This window comes from Oleidesulfovibrio vietnamensis (genome assembly GCF_055388115.1).
Genome location: NZ_AP042419.1, coordinates 3,156,260 through 3,179,159, shown reverse-complemented (window position 1 = coordinate 3,179,159; position 22,900 = coordinate 3,156,260). Strand labels below are relative to the sequence as shown.

Annotated in this window: 13 protein-coding genes and 2 tRNA genes; 3 read left to right on the top strand and 12 right to left on the bottom strand. The window is 58.4% G+C overall.

From position 1 onward, the window contains the following. Positions 1-434 precede the first annotated feature (434 nt). Positions 435-2,246 carry a methyl-accepting chemotaxis protein gene (locus ACZ5D1_RS14250; RefSeq protein WP_027182303.1) on the top strand — a complete coding sequence of 604 codons (1,812 nt, stop codon included), beginning with the start codon at positions 435-437 and terminating at the stop codon, positions 2,244-2,246. A gap of 276 nt (positions 2,247-2,522) precedes the next feature. Here the strand turns inward: ACZ5D1_RS14250 and ACZ5D1_RS14245 are convergent. Both ACZ5D1_RS14245 and ACZ5D1_RS14240 read right to left on the bottom strand, forming a co-directional pair. Then, positions 2,523-2,598 (bottom strand) — tRNA-Thr (locus ACZ5D1_RS14245). 204 nt (positions 2,599-2,802) lie between these two features. Continuing rightward, a tRNA-Pro gene (locus ACZ5D1_RS14240) sits at positions 2,803-2,879 on the bottom strand. A 205-nt stretch (positions 2,880-3,084) separates the two neighbouring features. On the opposite strand from ACZ5D1_RS14240, the gene ACZ5D1_RS14235 reads away from it, so the two are divergent. Together ACZ5D1_RS14235 and ACZ5D1_RS14230 are read left to right on the top strand one after the other, a co-directional pair. Beyond that, positions 3,085-3,951, top strand: coding sequence for a rhodanese-like domain-containing protein (locus ACZ5D1_RS14235; RefSeq protein WP_464555219.1), 867 nt, complete (start codon positions 3,085-3,087; stop codon positions 3,949-3,951). 29 nt (positions 3,952-3,980) lie between these two features. Further along, the gene (locus ACZ5D1_RS14230) at positions 3,981-4,967 is read left to right on the top strand and encodes a DUF362 domain-containing protein (protein ID WP_464555218.1); all 987 of its coding nucleotides are present in this window, start codon (positions 3,981-3,983) and stop codon (positions 4,965-4,967) included. A 150-nt stretch (positions 4,968-5,117) separates the two neighbouring features. On the opposite strand, the gene ACZ5D1_RS14225 is transcribed toward ACZ5D1_RS14230, so the two are convergent. The 10 genes from ACZ5D1_RS14225 to nifJ form a co-directional block, all read right to left on the bottom strand. Beyond that, positions 5,118-6,923, bottom strand: a complete 1,806-nt coding sequence (locus tag ACZ5D1_RS14225) for a methyl-accepting chemotaxis protein (RefSeq protein WP_011368989.1) — start codon at positions 6,921-6,923, stop codon at positions 5,118-5,120. Between the two features lie 151 nt (positions 6,924-7,074). After that, positions 7,075-9,216 (bottom strand): L-lactate dehydrogenase (quinone) large subunit LdhH, encoded by a 2,142-nt coding sequence (gene ldhH / locus ACZ5D1_RS14220; RefSeq protein ID WP_011368988.1) that lies wholly within the window; start codon positions 9,214-9,216, stop codon positions 7,075-7,077. 3 nt (positions 9,217-9,219) lie between these two features. Then, positions 9,220-9,837, bottom strand: a complete 618-nt coding sequence (locus tag ACZ5D1_RS14215; protein WP_011368987.1) for a LutC/YkgG family protein — start codon at positions 9,835-9,837, stop codon at positions 9,220-9,222. Between the two features lie 16 nt (positions 9,838-9,853). Then, positions 9,854-10,915 carry a DRTGG domain-containing protein gene (locus ACZ5D1_RS14210; protein ID WP_011368986.1) on the bottom strand — a complete coding sequence of 354 codons (1,062 nt, stop codon included), beginning with the start codon at positions 10,913-10,915 and terminating at the stop codon, positions 9,854-9,856. Positions 10,916-11,015: 100 nt separating this feature from the next. Then, positions 11,016-12,224, bottom strand: coding sequence for an acetate kinase (locus ACZ5D1_RS14205; protein WP_011368985.1), 1,209 nt, complete (start codon positions 12,222-12,224; stop codon positions 11,016-11,018). A gap of 33 nt (positions 12,225-12,257) precedes the next feature. Beyond that, positions 12,258-14,372: a phosphate acetyltransferase gene (gene pta, locus ACZ5D1_RS14200; protein ID WP_011368984.1), complete on the bottom strand. Its 2,115-nt coding sequence runs from the start codon at positions 14,370-14,372 to the stop codon at positions 12,258-12,260. 156 nt (positions 14,373-14,528) lie between these two features. Next, the gene (locus ACZ5D1_RS14195) at positions 14,529-15,821 is read right to left on the bottom strand and encodes a (Fe-S)-binding protein (protein ID WP_011368983.1); all 1,293 of its coding nucleotides are present in this window, start codon (positions 15,819-15,821) and stop codon (positions 14,529-14,531) included. A gap of 4 nt (positions 15,822-15,825) precedes the next feature. Continuing rightward, on the bottom strand, positions 15,826-17,208 hold the full coding sequence (locus tag ACZ5D1_RS14190) for an FAD-linked oxidase C-terminal domain-containing protein (RefSeq protein ID WP_011368982.1): 1,383 nt from the start codon (positions 17,206-17,208) through the stop codon (positions 15,826-15,828). Positions 17,209-17,375: 167 nt separating this feature from the next. Beyond that, the gene (locus ACZ5D1_RS14185) at positions 17,376-19,088 is read right to left on the bottom strand and encodes an L-lactate permease (protein WP_011368981.1); all 1,713 of its coding nucleotides are present in this window, start codon (positions 19,086-19,088) and stop codon (positions 17,376-17,378) included. A 124-nt stretch (positions 19,089-19,212) separates the two neighbouring features. Then, a complete protein-coding gene (gene nifJ / locus ACZ5D1_RS14180) occupies positions 19,213-22,866 on the bottom strand; it encodes a pyruvate:ferredoxin (flavodoxin) oxidoreductase (RefSeq protein ID WP_011368980.1) in 3,654 nt (1,217 codons plus the stop codon). Positions 22,867-22,900: the final 34 nt, after the last annotated feature.

The following is a 22,900-nucleotide window of genomic DNA, read 5'->3' as shown; positions in this document are numbered from 1 at the left end:
CGCCGTTTCCTGCCGCCCCCATGCTGCCTGAGTGCATCCTGCATCAGGCGTTCTTTATTTTTTCTGTATAATTTTTCACCTGTTGTGTTCCGGTGCCGTTCTGTATCTGCGCGGGCGGTTATTTCCGCGCACATGGTGATTGCGGCATCAGTAGCATACTGTGCCGGTTCCGGCAGTGGCCGCGTGTGCCGCCTTGCCCGCCGCAGCAGGGCGCCCTGCAGACGTTGCGGGGCAGGATGCAGGCGTGCACGATCTTTTGCCGTGCGTATCGGGGCTGAGAGAACTTTGTCTGCCATACGCAGACACCGCAGGGCATGAGCGCGGCAACTGGATTATATCGTAAATAATGTTGCAGAAGTGAACTGTGGATTATATATCATAATAAGCATAGGTTCTGTCTGTCCGTGGTACCTGTTTTACCAAAGGAGTCTGCAGTGCTCAGAAAGTTTACTATTGCAAGCCGCATCATTTTTCTGCTGGTGTTGATGCTGGTGTTCTCTACCATCGTCGGTGGCATTTATACGTATTTTCTCTACAAAGTGCAGGACAGGTCGCTTACGGAAACAGAGGCAGTGCTGCATGAAGGGTATGAGCGGAGCATGAAGTTTGCCGTGCAGACTCTGGCCACCAACCTTGCCCATGTGGCGCAGACGGCGCGCAGCAGCGGGCAGGATCCCGTGGAAGCGATGCGTGCGGCCATAGCGCCGGTGCGTTTCGGCGGAGACGGGTATTATTTTATCTATAATACGCAGGGGTACACCGTGGCCCATCCGTTGCGGCCCGATTTTAACGGGCAGCCCGGTATGGATAAGAAAGACCAGAAAGGCAACCAGTACATCAGGCAGCTCAATGAAAAAGCCATGAGCGGCGGGGGCTTTGTCACCTACTGGTTCAACAAGCCCAATGAGCGCGAGCCCAGCCCCAAACTGGCATACGCCCAGATGATCGAAGGCACTGATCTGTGGCTTTCCACCGGTGTGTATGTGGATGATATTCAGGAGGAGCGGGAGCGCATACGGGCAACACTTGAGGCCCTGCTGGATGAGGCTCGCAATATTGCGCTGACAGTTGTCGGTGTGCTCTTTTTGCTGCTGGTACTGCCTTTTGCCATAAGCATCGTGCGCAGTATTCTGCTGCCGCTGCGCGCGGCCACAGGCAACGCACAGCAGGTAGCTGCGGGTAATCTTGATGTGGTCATTGCCGTGGAGGGCAGGGACGAAATCACCCGTCTGGAAGATGCGCTGCATACCATGCTGGCCACGCTGAACAACAACATTAAAGAAATTGAAGTGAAAAGCCGCCATGCCGAAGAGCAGGCCAGAGCGGCAGAACAGGCGGCAAAACAAGCGGATGAAGCCAGAAAGGCTGCGGAAAATGCCAAAAGCGAAGGCATGCGCGCTGCTGCTGCCAGACTGGAAACCATTATGCACCATGTGACCTCGGCGTCCGAGAGCATTTCCGGTCAGGCGGAGGAAATGCGTCAGGGGGCCGAACTGCAGGCCGAGCGCATAGCAGGCACTGCCACCGCCATGGAAGAGATGAATGCCACTGTGTTCGAGATTGCGCGCAACTCTGCGGAGGCGGCCGAAGCAGGCATGCAGGCCGGTGAAAAAGCCAACGCGGGCGCCGACACCGTGCGTATGTCCATCAAATCCATGCTGCACACGCAGGAGCAGGCCGAACGGCTTAAAACCAACATGGCGCATCTGGGTACACAGGCTGAATCCATCGGCATGATTATGACCGTTATTGAAGACATAGCCGACCAGACAAACCTGCTGGCGCTCAATGCCGCCATCGAGGCGGCGCGGGCCGGCGATGCCGGACGCGGTTTTGCCGTGGTGGCCGACGAGGTGCGCAAACTTGCGGAAAAAACCATGGGGGCCACCAAACAGGTCGGCGATTCCATAGGGGCCATCCAGCAGGTGGCGCGTGAAAATATCGATTCCGTGGAAGCTGCCGTGGCCAGCCTGAACGAAGCCGTGGGCCTTACGGAAGAATCCGGCACGGCGCTTAAGGAAATCGTGGACAGCGTGGAGCGTACCGCAGGACAGATTCAGCAGATAGCCACGGCCGCGGAAGAACAGTCGGCCACCTCTGAAGAAATCAACAGAGCCATTGAGGAAATAAGCAACATCACCAGAGAGACATCCGAAGGTGTGAGCAGCACGGTTTCTTCTCTCAGCGACCTTGCAGAACAGCTGGACACGTTGAACAGTCTTGTTCAGGAACTGAAAAGCAGCTGACCGGAGCAGCATCTTTTGCGGCATACGGAGAGGCCGGTCCATGAACGGATACACGGCCGCACCCGCCTGAATCATACCGGAACATAGCACCATCAGGGGCGGACATCATATATTTGTGATCTTTCCCTAAAATACGAACCGCGAATGGTAGAGATTTCTGGGGGAAGGTCAGTCGGACTTGTTTATTTTTCGAAATTCTGGGCAAAGGAGGATAGCTTAAATATCGAGGTATAAAAATACCCTGCTTACCGGATAAGTAAACAGGGTGTTTTTGTATGGAGCTCTCAAGCAGAATTGAACTGCTGACCTCATCCTTACCAAGGATGCGCTCTACCTACTGAGCTATGAGAGCACCGTATATGCTTTGGCTATCTTTAGCGTTAGCGCCGTATATTTCCGGCACGCTCAACCTGCCACGGCCTTTAAGCCGGCGGGAGCTTCGTCGAAAGCCTTAGCGACGGATACCGTCGGTCGGGTGCTGTGCGGCACGGCCGCAGCAGACTAAAAACCAGCCCCCCGAATTTTCATTCGAGGGGCTGAGGGGTTTAGGCGATAATGGTCGGGATGAAAGGATTTGAACCTTCGACCCCTTGAACCCCATTCAAGTGCGCTCCCAAACTGCGCTACATCCCGACGTCGCGAGAACAGGTGTTTACGTCGGGAGCGTTCCGGTGTCAACATAAAAAATGAAAAAAAGATATTTTTGTCTGCGCACCTGACATGGACGGGCAAATAAGGCGCTGTTACTGTATGCGGCAGGTGTGCCGGTGCAGCGCAGTGCTACAGCGCATCGCAATTCATAACCGGCCGGCAACGGCCGCAACCTGTCGGAGAAACAATGCATTCACAGGAAATAAGAGCTGCGAGGGTATCTGCAGAGGGGTTGCGGCAGCTTATGGCCCGTCGCCGCGAAGGCGAGTACACCATTGTGGACGTGCGCAGTGCCGACGAGTACCGTCAGGGGCATATTCCGGGTGCGGTGCATATTGCCGTTACCGAGCTTGAACAGCGCATCGGCGAGCTGGATGCCGCTCAGGAGCACGTCTTTTACTGCCACAGCGGCAGCAGGTCTGCCGCGGCAGCGGTGCTGGCGGCAGAAAGCGGCAGGCTGCGGGGGCCGCTGTACAATCTGGACGGCGGCATACTGGCATGGGAAGGCGCATCCGTGGCGGATGTGCCCCGCATTGCGGTATTTGACGACGTGAAAGATATGCGGGGGCTGCTGCTGCGTGCCATGGACATGGAGAAAGCGGCGTTTCTGCTGTACTCCCGCGTACGCGGCGCGGTAGCCCATGCCGGAGTGTGTTCGCTTATGGACAGGCTGGTGAATATGGAAGAAACCCATGCGCGGGTGGTGTACAGCTATCTGAAACGTCAGTGGGATGACATTCCTGATTTTAAGGAACTTTTTGAAAGCCTTGAGGGGCGGGTTCTTGAGGGCGGGCTGACCATGGACGAGCTGGAGCCGTGGATCCGAGGTGCCGGTACCGGTGACTGCACGGAAATAGCCGATCTGGCGCTGGAGGTTGAAGCCAACGCGCTTGACCTGTACCGCACTCTGGCACACAGAGCCGGCCGCGGCGGACAGGATGGCGGCATTGCATCGGATGAAGCGGTCAGCGCTTTTACCGATCTGGCACAGCAGGAAAAGCAGCACGCCCGTCTTATACTGCAGCATATGGAGGCATTCGGCGGACAGGATTGAGGCTGCGCCGGATGCGGAGACACGACTCAATGACATTTAGTGCAAAGAATGCAGCCGGAGAAACCACCGGCGGAGTTTTTACTGTGGCGCTGGACCGCTGTGCCGCATACGGGCGTGCGTCATCGGGGACGGTTTGCGGTTCGCTGCTGGAATCTGCGGGCTGGCGTCCTGCCGCAGGCAGCAGAGTGCTGGTAAAGCCCAACCTGCTGCGTGCCCAGCCGGACGGCCTGTGCTGCACACACCCTCAGGTGGTGCGGGCTGCGGTGGAGTATGCGCTGGACTGCGGTGCGGTTGTGACAGTGGGCGACTCTCCTGCCTTCGGTTCGGCGGAGCGCGTGGCGCAGGCAGTGGGGCTGACGGACGCGTTGCAGGGGCTGGGCGTGCGGGTGGTTACACTGGATGATCCTGTGGACTGCCGGTTCCCTTCGGGGCTGCGTGTCGGGGTGGCCCGCGCGGCGTTGGAAGCAGATGCCCTGCTTAATGTGCCCAGAGTCAAAGTGCATTGCCAGATGCGTCTCACACTGGCAGTGAAGAATCTTTTCGGCTGCGTTTGCGGTGTACGCAAGGCGGTTGCCCATACCCGCCACGGCGACAGGGGAAACCGTTTTGAAGCGCTTATCGTGGAACTGGCGGAGCGCCTGCCGCCTTCCGGTGTGCTGCTGGACGGCATAACCGCCATGCACCGCACCGGCCCTTCCGGCGGTGATCCCTATCCGCTGGACCTTCTGGGGGCTTCATGCAGCAGCGTGGCCATGGATACCGCTGTCGGCACACTGCTGGGCGCGGCTCCTGAAACAATACCTTTGTGGGCTGAACTGAGGCGCAGAAAGCAGCCCGCAGCGTTTGTGGAAAACCTGCATTTTCCTGTACTGTCTCCCGCCGACTTCAGCCCGCAGGGCGTGACGCCCGACGGGTTCTGCATACCGCAGGTGCTGAAGCCGGTCAGTTTTCGCCCCGCAACGTTGCTCCGCAGTCTGGTGCGCCGGATGTGGCACCGCTACGGACCGCCCGCGTAACAGGCCCAAAGGCGGCAGACGCGGCATGCAGGGCACAGAACAAAGCGGCCACCCCGAGGTGGCCGCCTGAATTGTGCGGTGTGCAGGTGCGGACGGCTTCTGCTGCGGACAGCGCCGTACCGCCGTGTGCCTGACCGGTCCGGAAACAGGTTATTTTTTAAGCTCGTCCACAAGGCTGCGCAGCGTGACTGCCTGCTCGGCCAGCTGCCCGATGTCCTGCACCGATTCTGCGATCATACGCCCGTTGTCCTGGGCAAGGGTGTTCACTTCTTCCACACTGCGGGCTATTTCCTCGCTCGCTGCGGACTGTTCTTCGGCTGCGGTGGCAATGGACTGCACCTGACCTGCGGCATCCTGCGCCAGACGGACTATTTCTGAAAGCATTTCACCGGAAGATGCCGAACGGGCTACGGCCTTGTCGATGGCCTGAGAGGCTTCTGTCATGCCGTCCACGTTTGTTTTTGCCAGTTGCTGGATAGCCACAATGCTGTCACCCACTTCCTTGGTGGCATTCATGGTCTTTTCGGCCAGTTTTCTCACCTCGTCGGCCACCACGGCAAAACCGCGTCCGGCATCACCCGCGCGGGCGGCTTCAATGGCGGCGTTAAGCGCCAGCAGGTTGGTCTGGTCGGCTATGTCGTTGATCACACTCATCACATGGCCGATGGATTGCGACTGGTCGCCCAGACGGTGCATGTTTTCCTTCAGCCCGTCAGCGAGCGCTTTCAGGTCATTCATGGCATTGATGGTGGCAGATACCGCCTCGGCCCCTTCCTGCGCCTTTATGCGCGAAAGATCGGTCTGTTCCGCTGCCTCGGCGGCGTTGCGCGCCACTTCCATCACGGTGGCGTTCATTTCTTCCATGGCTGTGGCGGTTTCATTGATGCGCGCCATCTGCATGTCGGTGCCGTGGCTTATTTCGTTGCTGCGGGTGTCCAGATCGCCCGTGGCGGCGGTAATGGCGGCCACCACACCCTCCAGACGCTGTGCCGCGGCATTCATGCCGTCGCGGGTGGCGGCCTCTGCGCGGGCCATGGCTTCCTTTGTCTGTTCGGTTGCCTGATGCGCGGCTTCGGCCTGACGGTTGGCTTCCGCTTCCTTCTGCTTCACAGTTTCTATGGTGGCCACAAGTTCGCGTACCATGCTGTTAAGCGAGCTTTGCAGACGCGCCACTTCATCTTTGCCGCTGTCGTCCAGCGTGATGTCCAGATTGCCCTGTGCAATCTGGTGCGCTGCCTCGGTGGCGCTGCGGATGGGTCTGACAATGCTGACAATGATAAGCGCGCACACAGGCAGCACCAGCAGTATCAGGGCTGCGGCTATGGACCCCGTCAGCGTGTAAACGGCGCTGCTGACCATGTCGCCCGTGGCTGTTTCCAGCCGTTCTCGTTCCGCGTCAATATTGTCTATGTATACTCCGGTCCCTATCCAGTACGGCGTACCGGAAATGGGGCGGGCGTAAGCCAGCTTGGGCTGCAGGCCCTGCCCGGGTTTGTCGAAGACATAGCGGACAAAACCGCCGCCCGAACCGGCGGCCTTGCTCAGCTCATGAACGTAACGCACTCCGTCACTGTCCGTGACCGAGCTCAGATCCTGCCCGATGACGGATTTTTTGATGGGCAGTGCGACTACCGTTGTCCCTTCGTACACAAAAAAGTAGCCGGACTTGTCATCCTCAAAGCGGACGTTTTCCACCGCGGTGCGGATGAATTCCAGCTGTTCTTCCTTGCTTGCGGAGTCACTCAGTATGTCGCCTATGGTTGTGGCTATGCTGTCCGTGGCGACTTTGAGTTTGGTCCGTTCGCCTCTGAGCATCACGGCTTCAGTTTCTTTGATGTTGTACGCAACAACTGAATCCTGCATTTTCAGCGAGGCTGAAATAATGCCCACGATGCACAGCACCAGCAAGGCGACAAGAGCGATTACTCGCGTTCCTATAGAGTATTTCCTGAGCATAGGTCCTCCGCAGGGACTGTATGATAGTGTATGTAAGTGTTAACTAAAGAATATCTGCAGTGATTTCCAGTGTAAATAAAATAATAGGCCGGAAAATAATAAAAAAGGCCACTACACTGTAGTGGCCTTTGTATGTTTGGCAGTGACGCGACTATTTAAGCTTGTCTGCAAGCAGCTCGGCTACGTGGCGCACTTCAATGTCGCGGCCGGACGATTTGCAGCCGCCGCGCAGCTGCATGATGCAGCCGGGGCAGTCGGCGACCATTTTTTTGGCGCCGGTGGCTTCAATGTTGGTCAGCTTTTTGTCCAGCAGCTTTTCGGAAAGTTCGGGGAACTTGACCGAGAAGGTGCCGCCGAAACCGCAGCAGACCTCTTCTTCTTCCGCCTTGGCGTATTCGGCGGCCATGTTGATGAGGTTGCGGGGCTGTTCGGTGACATGCAGGCCGCGGCACAGGTGGCACGAAGCGTGGTAGGCCACTTTTTCGTCCGACTTGTTGAACTCTTCGGCCTTTACGCCCAGTACGTCATGCGCAAAGGAGCTGAAGTCGATGACGCGCTCGGAGAACTGCTTGGTGCGGATGGCCAGCTCGGGCTTGTCTGCCAGAATGTTGGGGTACGATTCCTTGAGCTGGGAGCCGCAGGAAGCGCACAGCGTGACGATGTAGTCATACTTGGCAGGATCGAACGCCATGACGTTCTGTGCGGCCACGTCAATGGTTGCCTGACGCTCACCCATCATCTGCACGGGCAGACCGCAGCAGCTCTGATCCATGGGGAAGTCCACATCCACTCCGTGGGCGGCGAAAAGCTTAACGGCGGCTTTCATCTGCTCGGGGTAGACAAAGTCCTGCACGCAGCCTGCAAACAGCGCCACGCGCAGCTTGGCGTTGGCCACTTTGGGCTTGATGGATTCAAACTCGTCGCGGAATGCCTTTTCGGCCACGGAGGGGAACCGGCGGAAGCCCTGATCCTTCATGAACATGAGGGGCAGGTGGCGCAGGAAGGGACCGTCCTGCACCGGCTTCTGAGCCCACTTGCCGAAGCGCAGCAGGGTGTGGAAGAGCTTGCGGTTTTTCAGCACCTTGCCCAGCAGGGTGGTTTCGATGGGCATGTCGCCTTCTTCGTTCAGGCGTGCGCGGATGTCCTTGATCAGACGGGGCAGGTCGATGCCGCCGGCGCAGATGTTTTTGCAGGCTTCACAGTTGATGCAGTTGTGCACCAGGTTCTTTGCCTTGTCGGAGCCGTGGAAGAAGTAGGTGAGAATAAGACCGATGGCGCCGATGTAGATATGGCCCATTTTGTGTCCGCCGACCAGACGGTACACGGGACATACGTTGGCGCAGGCGCCGCAGCGCACGCAGCGCAGTACCTGCGAGTACAGCGGGTCGTCGGCCATGGCGCGGCGGCCGTTGTCCAGAAACACGATGTGCATTTCTTTTTTGCCGTCAGGACCGGTGGCGCATTCGTTGGCACCTGTGATCCATGTGACGTACGAGGTGATGGCCTGACCCGTGGCGTTACGGGGCAGCACCTTGAGCGTGCGCAGAGCGTCGTGCATGGTGGGCACCAGCTTGTCCAGACCTGCCAGAGCCACATGTACGCGGGGCAGGGTGGAAACAAGGCGTGCGTTGCCTTCGTTTGTCACCAGACCGATGGTGCCGGTGGAAGCCACACAGAAGTTGGCGCCGGTGACGCCCATTTCGGCGGTGGCGTATTCTTTGCGCAGTTCGCGGCGGGCCACTTTGGTCAGCTTCTGCGGATCGTTGTCCTGCTTCTGCTTGGTCACGTCGCTGAACAGATCGGCCACCTGATTACGCGAAAGGTGGATTGCGGGCATAACCATGTGAGTGGGACCTTCGTGGCGCAGCTGGATGATCCATTCGCCAAGGTCGGTTTCCACCACTTCAAACTCATTTTCAACCTGATGGTTGAACTGAGTTTCTTCACTGGTCATGGATTTGGATTTGACAATTTTTTTCACGCCGGCGTCGCGTGCGATCTGGGCGATGATTTCGTTGGCTTCCTGAGCTGTCTTGGCCAGATGCACCTTGACGCCGCGTTTTTCAGCTTCGGCCTTGAACTGGGCGTACAGCTGATCCATCTGCTTTGCTGCGGCGTCTTTGGCATCAGCCACTTCGGCGATGAGCGACTGCACGTCCATGCCCTTGAACGCATTGGCGCGGCCCACGGGGTAGGCAACGGCAAATTTGTCCATGGTGGAGCGCAGAAAATCGTTATCCAGCGATTCGCGCAGTTCGGCGCGGTATTCTTTCAGATTCTTCGCGTTCTGCATTGATTAATCCTCCAGCAGCAATACGTGCAGTTCAAGGGGACCGTGGGCGCCCAGTGCAAGGGTGCGTTCGATGTCTGCGGTACGGCTGGGACCGCTGATGAATGCGGTATAGGCCGGGCCCTGCATCAGTTCGGCCAGCAGCGGTTCTGCATCGTACGAGTCGGCCACAATGCGCGACTTGGGCAGAACAGCCACATGCACTTCGCTCACCATGGTGGCGAGACGCACTTCTTCGCTGTCGGATTTCAGAACGATGGTGCCGGTTTCGGCGATGCCTGCGTCACAGAACGTGAAGCCCACATCAATGCCGGCAAGGTGGTTGCGCATGCCTTCTTTGATCAGACGGATGCCGCGTTCTTCAGCCATGGCAGCCAGCTTGGCGAACTCGTCGTCAGCCAGCGCAGGGGCGGCCATGATTTTTTCCTGCTTGGTTTCGCACAGGGCTTCCGCCTCTGCCGAAAGATTCTGCTCGCAGCCGGAGATGAGCAGCTGGCATGCTTCTTTTTTGTCACACAGATCCACGGTGTAGGCATATGCCTCTTCGATGGATTTTACCTCTGCCACCGTGGCAGCCACCAGTTCGGCTTTCTCACGCATAAGCCGGGACAGGTCTTGGGACATGTGGTGTTCTCCTGAATTAGAAGCCGAGTTGAGCCTTCAATGCGGGGTAGTCCATGGTGTTATCCACCATCTGGGCGGCACGGCGGATTTTTACAAGTTCCCGCAGTTTCTGGCTGTTAAGGATTTCTTCCATTTTGCGGGCAACGGTGTATGTGTCTTCGCGGACAACGATAACCGGTACCCCGCGCGCCTCGGATCGGGTGCGGATGATTTCATCGGGGGTGATGTTGCCGGTCAGAATAAGGCAGGGACACTGGCCTTCCAGTGCCACCAGCTGCAGATCCGTCCGGTCGCCGCCCACGATGGTGGCCGAGTTTGCGTGCTGTTTGAAATGGGACATGAAGTTGTCCACCTGCATGGTGCCGATCAGGAAGTCTTCCACAATCCGGCCCGATTCCCTGTTGCCGGAAACTATCCTGCCGCCCAGCCGCCATGCCAGCTCCACCGCCTTGATGGCGTTGAGCAGCCTGTCACGCGGCACAATGCCGAGGGCCGGTATGCCGTGCTCGGAAAGATAGGGCACAAGCATTTCCTCTGCATCACGCAGGTAGTCTTCGGGAACATCGTTGAACAGCACGCCCGCAAGGGCGTCTCCGAGGACTTCACGGTATCCCAGCAGCGCGTCGTAGTGCAGCGCGCCGTCGTATCTGTCCACCACCAGAGCCTTAAGCCCCAGCCGGCGCACAAGTGCGGGACCGCTTATTCCGGCGTGTCTGCCGGAATGCAGGAATTCTCCGCAACCGCCCACAAGCATGATGTCCCGCCCCCGGGACAATGTCTCGTACGCTTCGCGGACGCGTTCCATTTCGTTTTTCCGGTCTGCCAGCGAGCAGGTGCGCAGGTTGGCAGGGGTGATGACGGGAGTGACCAGCGCGGGATCGTCTTCCAGCCCCAGCACCTCCTGTACGAAAAAGGCGTCTTCATCGCCGACTATTTCGTCCACGGTCTTGGGGCGGGCGCCCAGCGGTTTCATGTAGCCCACACGCAGACCTTCACGCTGCAGCCACAGCCCGACGGCCATGGCAGCAAGGTTTTTGCCCGCCCAGGGGCCTGTGGAACCGATGTACAATCCCTTCATATGTGTCTCTCTGCATCCGTTGCCGGAAGAAAAAGGGGGGCGGAGCTGCCGGAGCCCCGCCCCCGCGTCTATGTCATGCCTTGCGGCACAGGTCCGGTTGTTAGCCTTTGAGCACGTTCACAGCAGCCTGAGCAATTTCCAGCTCTTCGTTGGTGGGTACCACCAGCACGGCCACTTTGCTGTTTTCTGCGGCGATGTTGCGGGGTTCGCCGGAGCGGATCTTGTTCTTTTCCGCATCCAGAGCGATGCCGAACACGTCCATGTTTTCGCATACTTCGGCACGGACGATGTCGTCGTTTTCACCGATACCGGCGGTGAATACCACGGCATCCACACGGCCGAGGGCTGCATAAAAGGCACCGATGTATTTTTTGATGCGGTAGACAAACATGTCCAGCGCCAGTTTGGCTTTTTCGTCACCTTTTTCCACGGCGGCGTGTATGTCGCGCATATCATTCATGCCGCATACACCCTTAAGGCCGGACTGCTTGTTCATCAACGTGTCGGCTTCTGCGGTGGTCAGACCTTTCTTTTCCATCAGGAAGGGCACGATGGCCGGGTCGATATCGCCGCAGCGGGTGCCCATCATCAGGCCTTCCAGCGGGGTGATGCCCATGGTGGTGTCTACGCACTTGCCGTTTTTAACGGCAGCCATGGAGCAGCCGTTGCCCAGATGGCAGGTGATGATATTCACTTCATCCAGCGGCTTGCCCAGAAATTCCGCTGTCTTTTTGGTGACGTAGCGGTGCGAGGTGCCGTGAAAGCCGTAGCGGCGGATTTTCATCTCTTCGTACAGTTCCAGCGGCAGGGGGTACAGGTATGCCTTGGCGGGCATGGTCTGATGGAATTCGGTGTCGAAAACGCCCACGGAAGGCACGCCGGGGAACAGTTCCTCGGCCACTTCGATACCGGCAAGGTTGGCAGGGTTGTGCAGGGGGCCCAGCGGAATGTAATCGCGGATGACGCCCTTTGCCCATTCGTCAATCTTGACGGATTCCTTGATTTCTTCGCCGCCCAGCAGCACGCGGTGGCCGATGGCGTAGATTTCGGACTTGTCTTTGATGACGCCCTTTTCAGGGTCGGTGATCAGCTCGACAACCTTTTTCATGGCTTCCACATGATTGGGGAAGGGCTGTTCCAGCACGATCTTTTCTTCGGAGTCGGTATCGGGGGCGATTTTGTGGGCCAGCTTGCCGGTGGCTTCGCCGATGCGTTCCACCAGACCGGCGCACAGCACGCCTTCGGATTCCATATTGATCAGCTGGTATTTGCACGAAGAGCTGCCAGCGTTGATAACCAGTACGTTCATTCTGCTATATCCTCTTTTACTCTATGAAATGGCCTAGCGAAGGCCTTTTTCCGCCTGAGCCTGAATGGCGGTGATGGCGACGGTGTTGACGATGTCAGGCACCAGACAACCGCGGGACAGGTCGTTGACGGGTTTGTTCAGGCCCTGCAGCACGGGGCCGATGGCCACGGCGCCTGCGGCGCGCTGAACCGCCTTGTAGGTGTTGTTGCCGGTGTTCAGGTCGGGGAAGATGAACACGGTGGCCTGACCTGCCACATTGCTGTCGGGCATTTTGGTGCGGGCCACATCGGCGTCGATGGCGGCGTCGTACTGCAAAGGTCCTTCAAGTGCAAGTTCCGGTGCGCGCTCTTTGGCGATGCGGGTGGCTTCGATGACCTTTTCCACATCTGCACCCTTGCCGGAAGAACCGGTGGAGTAAGAGAGCATGGCAACCTTGGGCTCGATGCCGAAAATGCGTGCCGTATCCGAAGAGTTGAGAGCAATCTCGGCCAGCTGTTCGGCAGACGGGTTGGGGTTGACCGCGCAGTCGCCGAACACGTGCACTCTGTCTTTGAGGCACATGAGGAACACGCTGGACACGATGGAAGCCGTGGGCTTGGTCTTGATGAATTCAAACGCGGGGCGGATGGTGTGCGCGGTGGTGTTGATGGCACCGGAAACCATGCCGTCTGCGTCGTTTTTGTGCACCATCATGGTACCGTAGTAGGTGGGGTCGGACATGATGTCGCGGGCCTGTTCCATGCTGATGCCTTTTTTCTTGCGGGCTTCGTAGTACGTCTGCACATAGTCTTCGAAGTTGGGTGCAAGTTCAGGCTGGATGATGGTCACGCCGTCAAGGTCCAGTCCCAGATCGCCGATTTTTTTGCCTACTTCGTCGGCATTGCCCAGCAGAATCAGGTCTGCCACGCCGCGGCGCACAAGAATGTCGGCTGCACGCAGAATGCGTTCTTCGGCACCTTCGGGCAGCACGATGCGCATTTTGTGTTTTTTGGCCTGTTCGATGAGATTGTACTCGAACATTTTGGGCGTAATGCGCGAAGAGCGGCGGCTGATGATGCGGTTGCTTATTTCGGCGGTGTCCACGTTCTGTTCAAACACGCCGAGAGCCGTGGCTATCTTGCGGTCGTCTTCGGGGTCTATCTTGCCGTACAGATCGTTGAGTATCTGCGTGGTCAGGTAGGTGTGTTCCTTTGCGCACAGCACGGGCACGGGCACACCGGTCCAGCCTTCGATAAGGCGGTGCACATTGGCCGCAGGCTCCAGCCCGCCGGTCAGCAGAATGCCGGAAATGTCGGGGTAGGAGGAAGACAGGCGCGAGGCAAGGCTGGCCAGAATGATGTCGGACCGGTCGCCGGGAGTGATGATGAGGGTGCCCTGTCCCAGATAATCCAGGAAGTTGCCCACCTGCATGGCCGCAATGATGTAGTCGTCAACCAGCGTGTCAAGGCGGCCGTGGCCGTACAGCACAGAGGCTCCCAGCCACTTTTTCACGTCGCCCATGGTGGGTTTGCCGAGGGTGGGCTCTTCGGGCACCACGTACACGGCCAGCGGGTTGGCGCAGTTCACCTTGCACTCAAGGCTTTTGATGATGTTGTCTTTTTCAGCGGGGGTAACGCTGGCGCGGTTGACCACGGCGGCCACCACGTCAAGGCTCTTTTCGTCCAGCTGGTCGATGGTCAGCTGGGTGGAGCCGATGATTTCCTCGCTGTTTTTGTCCAGACCGTTGGCCACCACCAGCACAGGGCAGCCGAGGTTGGCGGCGATGTCGGCATTCAGGTCAAACTCGAATGCCGCGTCTTTGCCCAGAAAGTCGGTGCCTTCGCACAGTACGAAATCGTACTCTGCTTCAAGGGCTTTATACTTGTTGAGAATGTTCTCAAGCAGGGTGGCGTGTTGCCCGTTGTTGATCAGCTCTCTGGCTTCGTGAAGCGAGTAGGCGTAGGTCTTTTCGTAGGGAATATCCAGACCGAAACGCGTCAGAATCAGATTGATGTCGTGGTCGCGGACTTCCTTGCTGGTGTTGTTGATGATGGGGCGGAAAAACGCGACTTTGCGGACATCGCGAAGCAATAGCTGCATCATTCCCAGCACGATGGCGGACTTGCCGCTTTTGGACTCCGTCGCTGTGATGTACAGGTTTTTGGACACGTTGGACTCCTTGCATATCCATTTCATCTGCCCCGGGTCGGGCATCCGGGGAGTATACGGCCTGACGGAACCGCTCCGCCACAGCCCGAAAGGCCCGCCCAACGGGCGGGCCTTAAGATACGCTGTGCACGGCGCCGAGACGCCTGCGGTATATCTCTAGCCGAGGGTTTCAGCGTAGAGTTCGATGCAGTGACGCACCTGTACGCTGTCGTTGTTCTGCGACAGCAGGTCGGTCATCTGCATCATGCAGGCGGGGCAGCCGGTGGCTACAACCTGTGCGCCGGACGCGACGATATTGTCGCGCTTGCGCTGGCCGATCTTTTTGGAAAGATCGTAGTGGTAGAGGTTGAACGTACCGCCGCAGCCGCAGCAGCGGTCGGCTTCGCTCATTTCCACCAGTTCATAGTTTTTGTTCATGCGGATGAGGTCGCGGGGCTGCTTGAACACGCCCAGTGACTTCTTCAGGTGACATGAATCATGGAACGTCACCTTTTTACCGCCGGTGGAGACAGACTCGGGATTCACGCCCAGAACGTCCACCACAAATTCGCTGATGTCCATTGCCTTTTCAGCAAAAGAGGCGATTTTGCGCTTCAGTTCCTCGGGGTAGTCGTCTCCCATGTGGCCCCACAGCTCCTTGATGGTGGAGGTGCAGGAACCGCAAGGCGAGATGATGTAGTCGAACTCGCCCTTGCTGAACAGCTCCACATTGTACTTCACAAGTCTGTCGTAGGCTACCCTGTCGCCGGCAGAAAGTGCGGGTATGCCGCAACATGCCTGAGCGTCGGGCATGTACACGCCCACGCCGTGGTGTCTGAACACCTTGAGGCAGGCTTCCGCCATGGATGTGTACATCTTGTCACCCACGCAGCCGGGGTAGAACAGCACGCGGATGCCGCTCTTGCCGGTGGGGATATCCAGACTGCCGTACTTGCTGTGCAGCGACTTTTTGGCCAGCGGCGAGAAGTGCCGGTCACCGATGATGGGCGACATGATTTTGGAACACGAGGAACCAAGCAGTTCGTTGGCCTGAGAAGTGAACAGACCCTGAAACTTGGAACCGATGTCCAGAAGCATGTTGAACAGTCTGGGGTTTGCCACCATGCCGCGCAGGATTGCCTTTTTGGCAGGCGAAAGGCCCACATACGTGTTCACGATGACGCGCGCACGCAGGAATATGTCCATGATCTGCACGCCGGAAGGGCAGTTGGCGGCACACGAGCCGCACAGCAGACACTTGTTCACGCGTTCCTGCACGCTCTCGGGATCCTTGATCATTTCATGAGCAAGGTTTTCCAGCAGCGCAATCTTGCCGCGGGTCACGTCTGCTTCGCGCATGGTTTCGGCAAAGACGGGACACACAGCCTGACACATGCCGCATTTCATGCAGGCGACCATCTGGTCGTCCAGTTCCTGCAGCATTTTGGCAAGTTTATTCAGATCGGCCATTGCATTAGCCTCCGATGATCTTGCCGGGATTGAGAATGTTGTTGGGGTCGATGGCCCGCTTCATGTTCAGCGAGAAGTCAATGGTGGCTCTGGAAGTTTCCTTTTCCATCCATTTGGACTTGGCCATGCCGATGCCGTGTTCGCCGGACAGCGTACCCTTGAGCGACAGTGCCACGTCGAAGATTTCGTCCACGGCGTGTTCCACGCGTTCGAATTCCTTTTTGTCTCTGCGGTCGCACAGAATGGTGGGGTGCAGGTTGCCGTCGCCGGCATGGCCGAAGGTACCGATGTTGATCTGGTACTTGGCGGCGATGTCGTTGATGGCCTTGACCATGGCAGGAATCTGCGACCGCGGCACGGTGGCGTCTTCGAGTACGGTGGTCGGTTTGGCACGGGCGAGGGCGGGCAGCGCATTGCGGCGTGCTTCCCACAGCTTGAACTTTTCTTCGGCGTCCTTGGCCACCTGAATTTCGGCACCGGTGCTCTTGAGCACCTGTTCCACGCGGGCGGCGTCGTCTTCCACCTGACCGGGGTGACCGTCCACCTCGATGAGCAGGATGGCTTCGGCGTGTACGGGCAGTCCGGCCTTGGTGTAGTCTTCCACGTAGCGGATGCTGGCCTGGTCCATGAACTCAAGGGTGCAGGGCACAACGTGCGCGGCAATGATGCCGGCAACGGCTTCGGATGCTTTGTTGATGTCGTCGAAAACAGCCATCATGGCCTTGGAGGCGCGTGGCGGCGGAACCAGCTTCAGAATGATTTCGCTGAACACGCCCAGGGTGCCTTCGGAGGCAGCCATCAGGCCCGCAAGGTTGTAGCCGGTGACGCACTTTACAGTGCGGGAACCGGTTTTCACCAGACCGCCGTTTACATCGTAGAATTCGATGCCCATGACGTAGTCTTTGGTCACGCCGTACTTCAGACCGCGCAGACCGCCGGCATTTTCCGCCACGTTACCGGCGATGGTGGAAACAGCCTGCGAACCCGGGTCGGGCGGGTAGAAAAGGCCGCGTTTGGCCACTTCGGCAGCAAACTTGGCGGTGACCACACCGGGCTGAACAACGGCGTACAGGTCCTGCTCGTTGATTTCCAGAATTTTGGTCAGGCCGTTGGTCAGTACAACCACGCCGTCGCGCGGGTCGGGAATGGTGCCGCCGGACAGGTTGGTACCTGCGCCGCGCACGGTGATGGGCAGACCGTTTTCGTTGCACAGCTTGACCACCTGACCGATCTGAGTGGTCTCGGTCGGGCGCACAACCAGTGCAGGGACAACGGCGTCAAGCACGGCAGAGTCGTACGAATAGCACTGGCGGTCTGCTTCGTTGTCGAAAACGTTCTCGTCACCGACGATGGTTTTAAATTCCTTGATAAGGGATTCACTGAGCATGGAGATGCTTCCTCCGAAAGGGGTTTCTTCCTCTGCACCGGGGCGGCGTGACCCGCGCCCTGTGAGACAAAAAACGGAGCAGGTACCGTAGTTCGCTCCGTCGCCTATATGGTTTCATGCCGCAAAAAGGGGGGCGGAATTCGCGCATTCCGCCCCCTTGGTGCGGGTTAGAACAAGTTGGGGAACATCACGAAGGTGAGGACGGAGGCAACAACGCCCACCACCAGACCGTACAGCAGGAAAGGCCATGCGGTACGCTTCAGGATTGTTCCTTCCATGCCGGACAGGCCGACAACTGCGCAGGCTGCCACGATGTTGTGGATGCAGACCATGTTACCCATGGCGCCGCCCACAACCTGTGCTGCGACAATGATCTGACGCGGCATATCAAGCTGCTGTGCCACGCCCCACTGGAATTCTGCAAAGAGCAGGTCGGAAACAGTGTTGGAGCCGGTGATGAACGACCCGAGGCCACCCACGAACGATGCGAACATGGGCCATGCGTTGCCGGTGATGGCGGCCACTGTTTTGGCCATGGCCAGCGGCATGGAGGGGTAGCTGTTGGGGTTCAGTGCGGCATCAACAATGCCGGAACCGCGGAAGATGGAAACCAGACCAACGGCAAAGAACAGCGCGATGGCGGGGTTTTTCATCTTGGCGATGGATTCGGTCCAGGCGCGCTTGGCTGCGTCGCCCTTCATGCCGTGAATGAAGATGGTCAGCACGGCGATGAGTACAAAGGGAATGGTACCGGGCAGGTACAGGTAGGCGATGCTGGCGTTGACGCTCTTGTAGCCGAGGATTTCAGTGAAGGAAATCTTCTGGCCGGCCAGCAGGCCCTTGAGGCCCAGTTCGGGAATACGGGTGATAACAAGGATGGCGCCGATAAGGATGTAGGGCAGCCATGCCTTGAACTGGCTCATGTGAGCCTTGAATTCCGTGGACTGTCCGCCCTTGATTTCACCGGTCCACTCAGGATCCCACTTTTCAGGATCGCCGAAGTCCCAGCTCTTTTCAGGTACGCAGAAACCGCGCTTGGCGCCTGCCACAACGATGCCCAGACCAACCAGACCACCGATCAGCGAGGGGAACTCGGGACCGACGTACCATGCAAAGATCAGGTAGGGAATGGTGAAGGACACAGCAGCGAAGATGCAGAACTTCCATGCGGCGAAACCTTCGGACCAGCTGCGGTTGGGGCCGAAGAAACGGGTGATGAAGCCCAGCATGAAAATGGGCAGCACGAAGATCATGATGAGGTGCATCACGGTGGCCCACTGACCGATAACCAGGTTGAACGTGTCAAAGCTGGTGAAGTTCAGTGCGGCGCCGTTGGTGGCTATGGCTTTTTCCACCAGCCCCTTGAGCGGGGTCATGCCCAGTACGATGGGGGTACCCACAGCACCGAAGGACACGGGGAAAGAGTTGAACACAAGGCAGAGCACGGCGGCTGCCAGCGGGGGAAAGCCCAGCGAAAGCAGCAGCGGGGCGGCCAGAGCAGCGGGCGTGCCGAAGCCGGCGGCACCTTCGATGAACGCCGCGAACAGGTAGCCGATGATGATGGCCTGAACGCGGCGGTCACGTGAAATATTCTGCATGCCGTACTGGATGGTTTCCATACCGCCCGAGTACTGCAGCGTGTAGAGGATGATGATGGCACCGAATACGATGATCAGAATGCCGATGGCCGTAATGAAGCCCTGCAGCGTAAGAGCTGCCACATAGGAGGCAGGCAGCTGCCATGCGAACATTGCGCCCAGCGCGCAGACAAGCCATGCAAGGGGCATGGCCTTGGTGGCGGGCCAGCGCAGGCCTACCATCAGAACAAGAGCTACCAGAATCGGCAGGAGGGCAACAAGTGCCAACAGTTCCACAGACATACAACGCTCCTCTGAGTTTGCGGTGTTGCAGCGGCGAACCACATGCCGCTGCGGTTAGCGGTTATGGGGTGCCGGAAGGGCTTCCGCTCCCTTCCGGCACCCCGGCTATGCACAGGCCGGAGGCTTATTTGCCGTTACGGCCGTCGTTGCAGGCTTCACCCGCGGCAGCATCATGTGCGTGCTCGGGGGTTGCGGTCACTTCGCAGGCATCGCCGGCGTCGGGACCTGCAGGCACGGGTGCGGATGCTTCGGCCTTGAAGCCGGGCATTTCAGCCAGTGCCTTCATGTATTCATACCGCTCCTTGTATTCTTCCTCGATCTGCATGCGCAGACGCTTGGATTCTTCGGGAGCCATCTTTTCGAGCAGGGCGTAACGGTTTTCACCGGAGAGGAACTCCTGGATTTCGCCGTTGGGAGCCTTGGATTCGAAGATGAAGGGGTTTTTGCCTTCATCAGCCAGCTCGGGGTTGAAGCGGTACAGAGGCCAGTAGCCGGTTTCCACGGCCAGCTTGCCTTCTTCCATGGACTTGCCCATGCCCTTGCGGATGCCCTGGTTGATGCAGGGTGCGTAGGCAATGATCAGCGAGGGGCCCTTGTAAGCTTCAGCTTCCTTGAAGGCCTTGAGTACCTGCTGCTTGTTGGCACCCATGGAAACGCTTGCCACGTAGACGTATCCGTAGGTCATGGCCATGCGGCCCAGATCCTTTTTGGACGTCTTTTTGCCGGATGCGGCAAACTTGGCAATGGAACCGAGGGGGGTAGCCTTGGAAGACTGACCGCCGGTGTTGGAGTACACTTCGGTGTCCATGACCAGAATGTTGATGTCTTCGCCGGAAGCGAGCACATGGTCCACGCCGCCGAAGCCGATGTCGTATGCCCAGCCGTCACCGCCGAAGATCCAGACGGACTTCTTGGTGAACATGTCGTGCATGCCGTAGACTTCGTCCACCAGCGGGCTGTCGCCCAGCTCGTCGATGTAGGCCAGCACTTCTTCGCCGAACTTTCTGGACAGTTCTGCGTCGTCCTTGTTTTCCAGCCAGCCCTTCAGAGCGGCCTTCAGTTCTGCGGATTCAGCAGCCTGCAGAGCTTCTTCGCACAGCTGAGCCAGTCTGTTGCGGCGCTGTACGTAAGCCATGTTCATGCCGTAGCCGAATTCGGCTGCGTCTTCGAACAGCGAGTTGCCCCAGGTGGGACCGTGGCCGTCCTTATTGACGGTGTAAGGCGTGGTCGGAGCGGATGCACCCCAGATGGAGGAGCAGCCGGTTGCGTTGGCAACAACCATGCGTTCGCCGAACAGCTGGGTAAGCAGCTTGACGTAGGGGGTTTCGCCGCAACCTGCGCAGGCGCCGGAGAATTCCATGAGGGGCTGATGGAACTGCGAACCCTTCAGGGAGTCGCGGCTCATCACGTTGTCCTTCACGGAGATGTTTTCTTCGGCAAAGGCAAGGTTGGGCACCTGTGCTGCCAGCTGGGTTTCGATGGGCTTCATCACCAGCGCCTTGTTCTTGGCGGGGCAGACGTCTGCGCACGAACCGCAGCCGAGGCAGTCCTGAGAGTAAACCTGCATGCGGTACTTCAGGCCCTTGAGTTCCTTGCCCTTGGCGTCCACGGTCACAAAGGACTCGGGTGCGCCTTCCAGTTCTTCTTCGGTGGCCAGCACGGGGCGGATGGCCGCGTGGGGGCACACATAGGAGCACTGGTTGCACTGGATGCAGTTTTCAGGCAGCCACTCGGGCACGTTGATGGCAACGCCGCGCTTTTCAAAAGCTGCGGTGCCCACGGGGAACAGGCCGTCCGGTTCAAAAGCGGAAACGGGCAGCTTGTCACCCTGCTGCGACAGGATGGGACGGACCACATCCTTGATGAAAGAAGGCACGTCGTGACCGTTGCAGCAGCAGCCTGCGTCGGCGGCTTCTGCCCACGATGCGGGGTACTGCACTTCGGTCAGAGCGTCCATGGCCTTGTCAACGGCGGCAACGTTCATGTTGACGATCTTGTCGCCCTTCTTGCCGTATGCCTTTTTGATGGAGTCTTTCAGCAGGGCAATGGCCTGCTCAAAGGGCATCACGTTGGCCAGCTTGAAGAACGCGGTCTGCATCACCATGTTGATGCGGCCGCCGAGGCCTACTTCGCCGGCAATCTTGACGGCGTCGATGTTGTAGAATTTCAGCTTTTTGGAAGCGATGGTGCGCTTCATGGAAGCCGGCAGTTCCTTTTCCATGTCTTCAAGCGACCAGTGCGAGTTCAGCACGAACACGCCGCCGTCCTTGATGCCTTCCAGCACGTCGTACTGGTTGACGTATGCGGACTTGTGGCAGGCCACGTAGTCGGCACGGTTGACAAGGTAGGTGGACTGGATGGGGGACTTGCCGAAACGCAGGTGCGATACGGTGAAGCCGCCGGACTTCTTGGAGTCGTACGCAAAGTAGCCCTGAGCGTACATGTCGGTGTTGTCACCGATGATCTTGATGGCCTGCTTGTTGGCGCCCACGGTGCCGTCTGCGCCCAGACCGAAGAACTTGCACTGAACGGTGCCTTCGGGAACGGTGTCCAGAGCGGCGCCCACTTCCAGAGAAGTATTGGAAACGTCGTCAATGATGCCCACGGTGAAGTGGTTCTTGGGACCTGCCACCTTCATGTTGTCGTATACGGCAACAACGTCGGCGGGGGTGAATTCCTTGGAACCGAGACCGTAGCGGCCGCCGAGGATGGTCGGGGCTTCGCCGTGTTCCATGAAGGCGGTGCACACGTCGAGGTACAGAGGATCGCCCAGCGCGCCGGGTTCCTTGGTACGGTCGAGCACGGTGATGGTGTGCGCGGTGGCGGGCAGTGCTGCCAGCATGTGTTCGGTGGAGAAGGGACGGAACAGGCGGACCTTGATCAGACCCACGCGCTCACCCTGCTTCACAAGGTGGTTGACCACTTCTTCAATGGTTTCACAGGCGGAGCCCATGGCGATGATGACGCGCTCGGCTTCGGAGTGACCCACATAGTCAAACAGCTTGTACTTGCGGCCGGTTACGCCTTCAACCTTCTTCATTGCAGCCAGAACCTGCGTGGGAACCTGCTCGTAGAAGGGGTTGCAGGCTTCGCGGGCCTGGAAGTAGATGTCGGGGTTCTGGGCAGTACCGCGGATGTGCGGGTGCTCGGGGTTCATGGAATTCTGGCGGAAAGCTTCCACCTTTTCCATGTTCACCAGACCCTTGATGTCTTCGTAATCGATGACTTCAATCTTCTGCAGTTCGTGCGAAGTACGGAAGCCGTCGAAGAAGTGACAGAAAGGCACGCTGGTTTCAATGGCGGCCAGATGAGCCACCAGAGCCATGTCCATTGCTTCCTGAACGGAGTTGGAAGCGAGGAAGGCAAAGCCGGTCTGACGGCAGGCCATCACGTCCTGATGGTCGCCGAAGATGGACAGTGCGTGGGAAGCAAGGGCGCGTGCGGAAACATGGAAAACACCGGGAAGCAGTTCACCGGCGATTTTGTACATGTTGGGAATCATCAGCAGCAGGCCCTGCGACGCCGTGAAGGTGGCGGTCAGCGCGCCTGCGGCCAGCGAACCGTGCACAGCACCGGCGGCGCCTGCTTCGGACTGAAGCTGACGCACTGAGACGGTCTGGCCGAAAATGTTCTTTTTACCGGCGGCGGCCCAGTCGTCGGCCACTTCGCCCATGTTGGAGGAGGGGGTGATGGGGTAGATGGCGGCGGTGTCGCTCAGCGCGTACGCGATGTACGCGGCGGCGGTGTTACCGTCCATCGTCTTCATCTGCTTGGCCATGAGTATAAACTCCTTTTTCTAACCTTGAAGCATG

Excerpts from the sequence above, each read along its gene's own strand:
- ACZ5D1_RS14235 (WP_464555219.1), top strand. The coding sequence starts at position 3,085 with ATGCATTCACAGGAAATAAGAGCTGCGAGGGTATCTGCAGAGGGGTTG.
- ACZ5D1_RS14230 (WP_464555218.1), top strand. The coding sequence starts at position 3,981 with ATGACATTTAGTGCAAAGAATGCAGCCGGAGAAACCACCGGCGGAGTT.
- ACZ5D1_RS14225 (WP_011368989.1), bottom strand. The coding sequence starts at position 6,923 with ATGCTCAGGAAATACTCTATAGGAACGCGAGTAATCGCTCTTGTCGCC.
- ldhH (WP_011368988.1), bottom strand. The coding sequence starts at position 9,216 with ATGCAGAACGCGAAGAATCTGAAAGAATACCGCGCCGAACTGCGCGAA.
- ACZ5D1_RS14215 (WP_011368987.1), bottom strand. The coding sequence starts at position 9,837 with ATGTCCCAAGACCTGTCCCGGCTTATGCGTGAGAAAGCCGAACTGGTG.
- ACZ5D1_RS14210 (WP_011368986.1), bottom strand. The coding sequence starts at position 10,915 with ATGAAGGGATTGTACATCGGTTCCACAGGCCCCTGGGCGGGCAAAAAC.
- ACZ5D1_RS14205 (WP_011368985.1), bottom strand. The coding sequence starts at position 12,224 with ATGAACGTACTGGTTATCAACGCTGGCAGCTCTTCGTGCAAATACCAG.
- ACZ5D1_RS14195 (WP_011368983.1), bottom strand. The coding sequence starts at position 15,821 with ATGGCCGATCTGAATAAACTTGCCAAAATGCTGCAGGAACTGGACGAC.
- ACZ5D1_RS14190 (WP_011368982.1), bottom strand. The coding sequence starts at position 17,208 with ATGCTCAGTGAATCCCTTATCAAGGAATTTAAAACCATCGTCGGTGAC.
- ACZ5D1_RS14185 (WP_011368981.1), bottom strand. The coding sequence starts at position 19,088 with ATGTCTGTGGAACTGTTGGCACTTGTTGCCCTCCTGCCGATTCTGGTA.
- nifJ (WP_011368980.1), bottom strand. The coding sequence starts at position 22,866 with ATGGCCAAGCAGATGAAGACGATGGACGGTAACACCGCCGCCGCGTAC.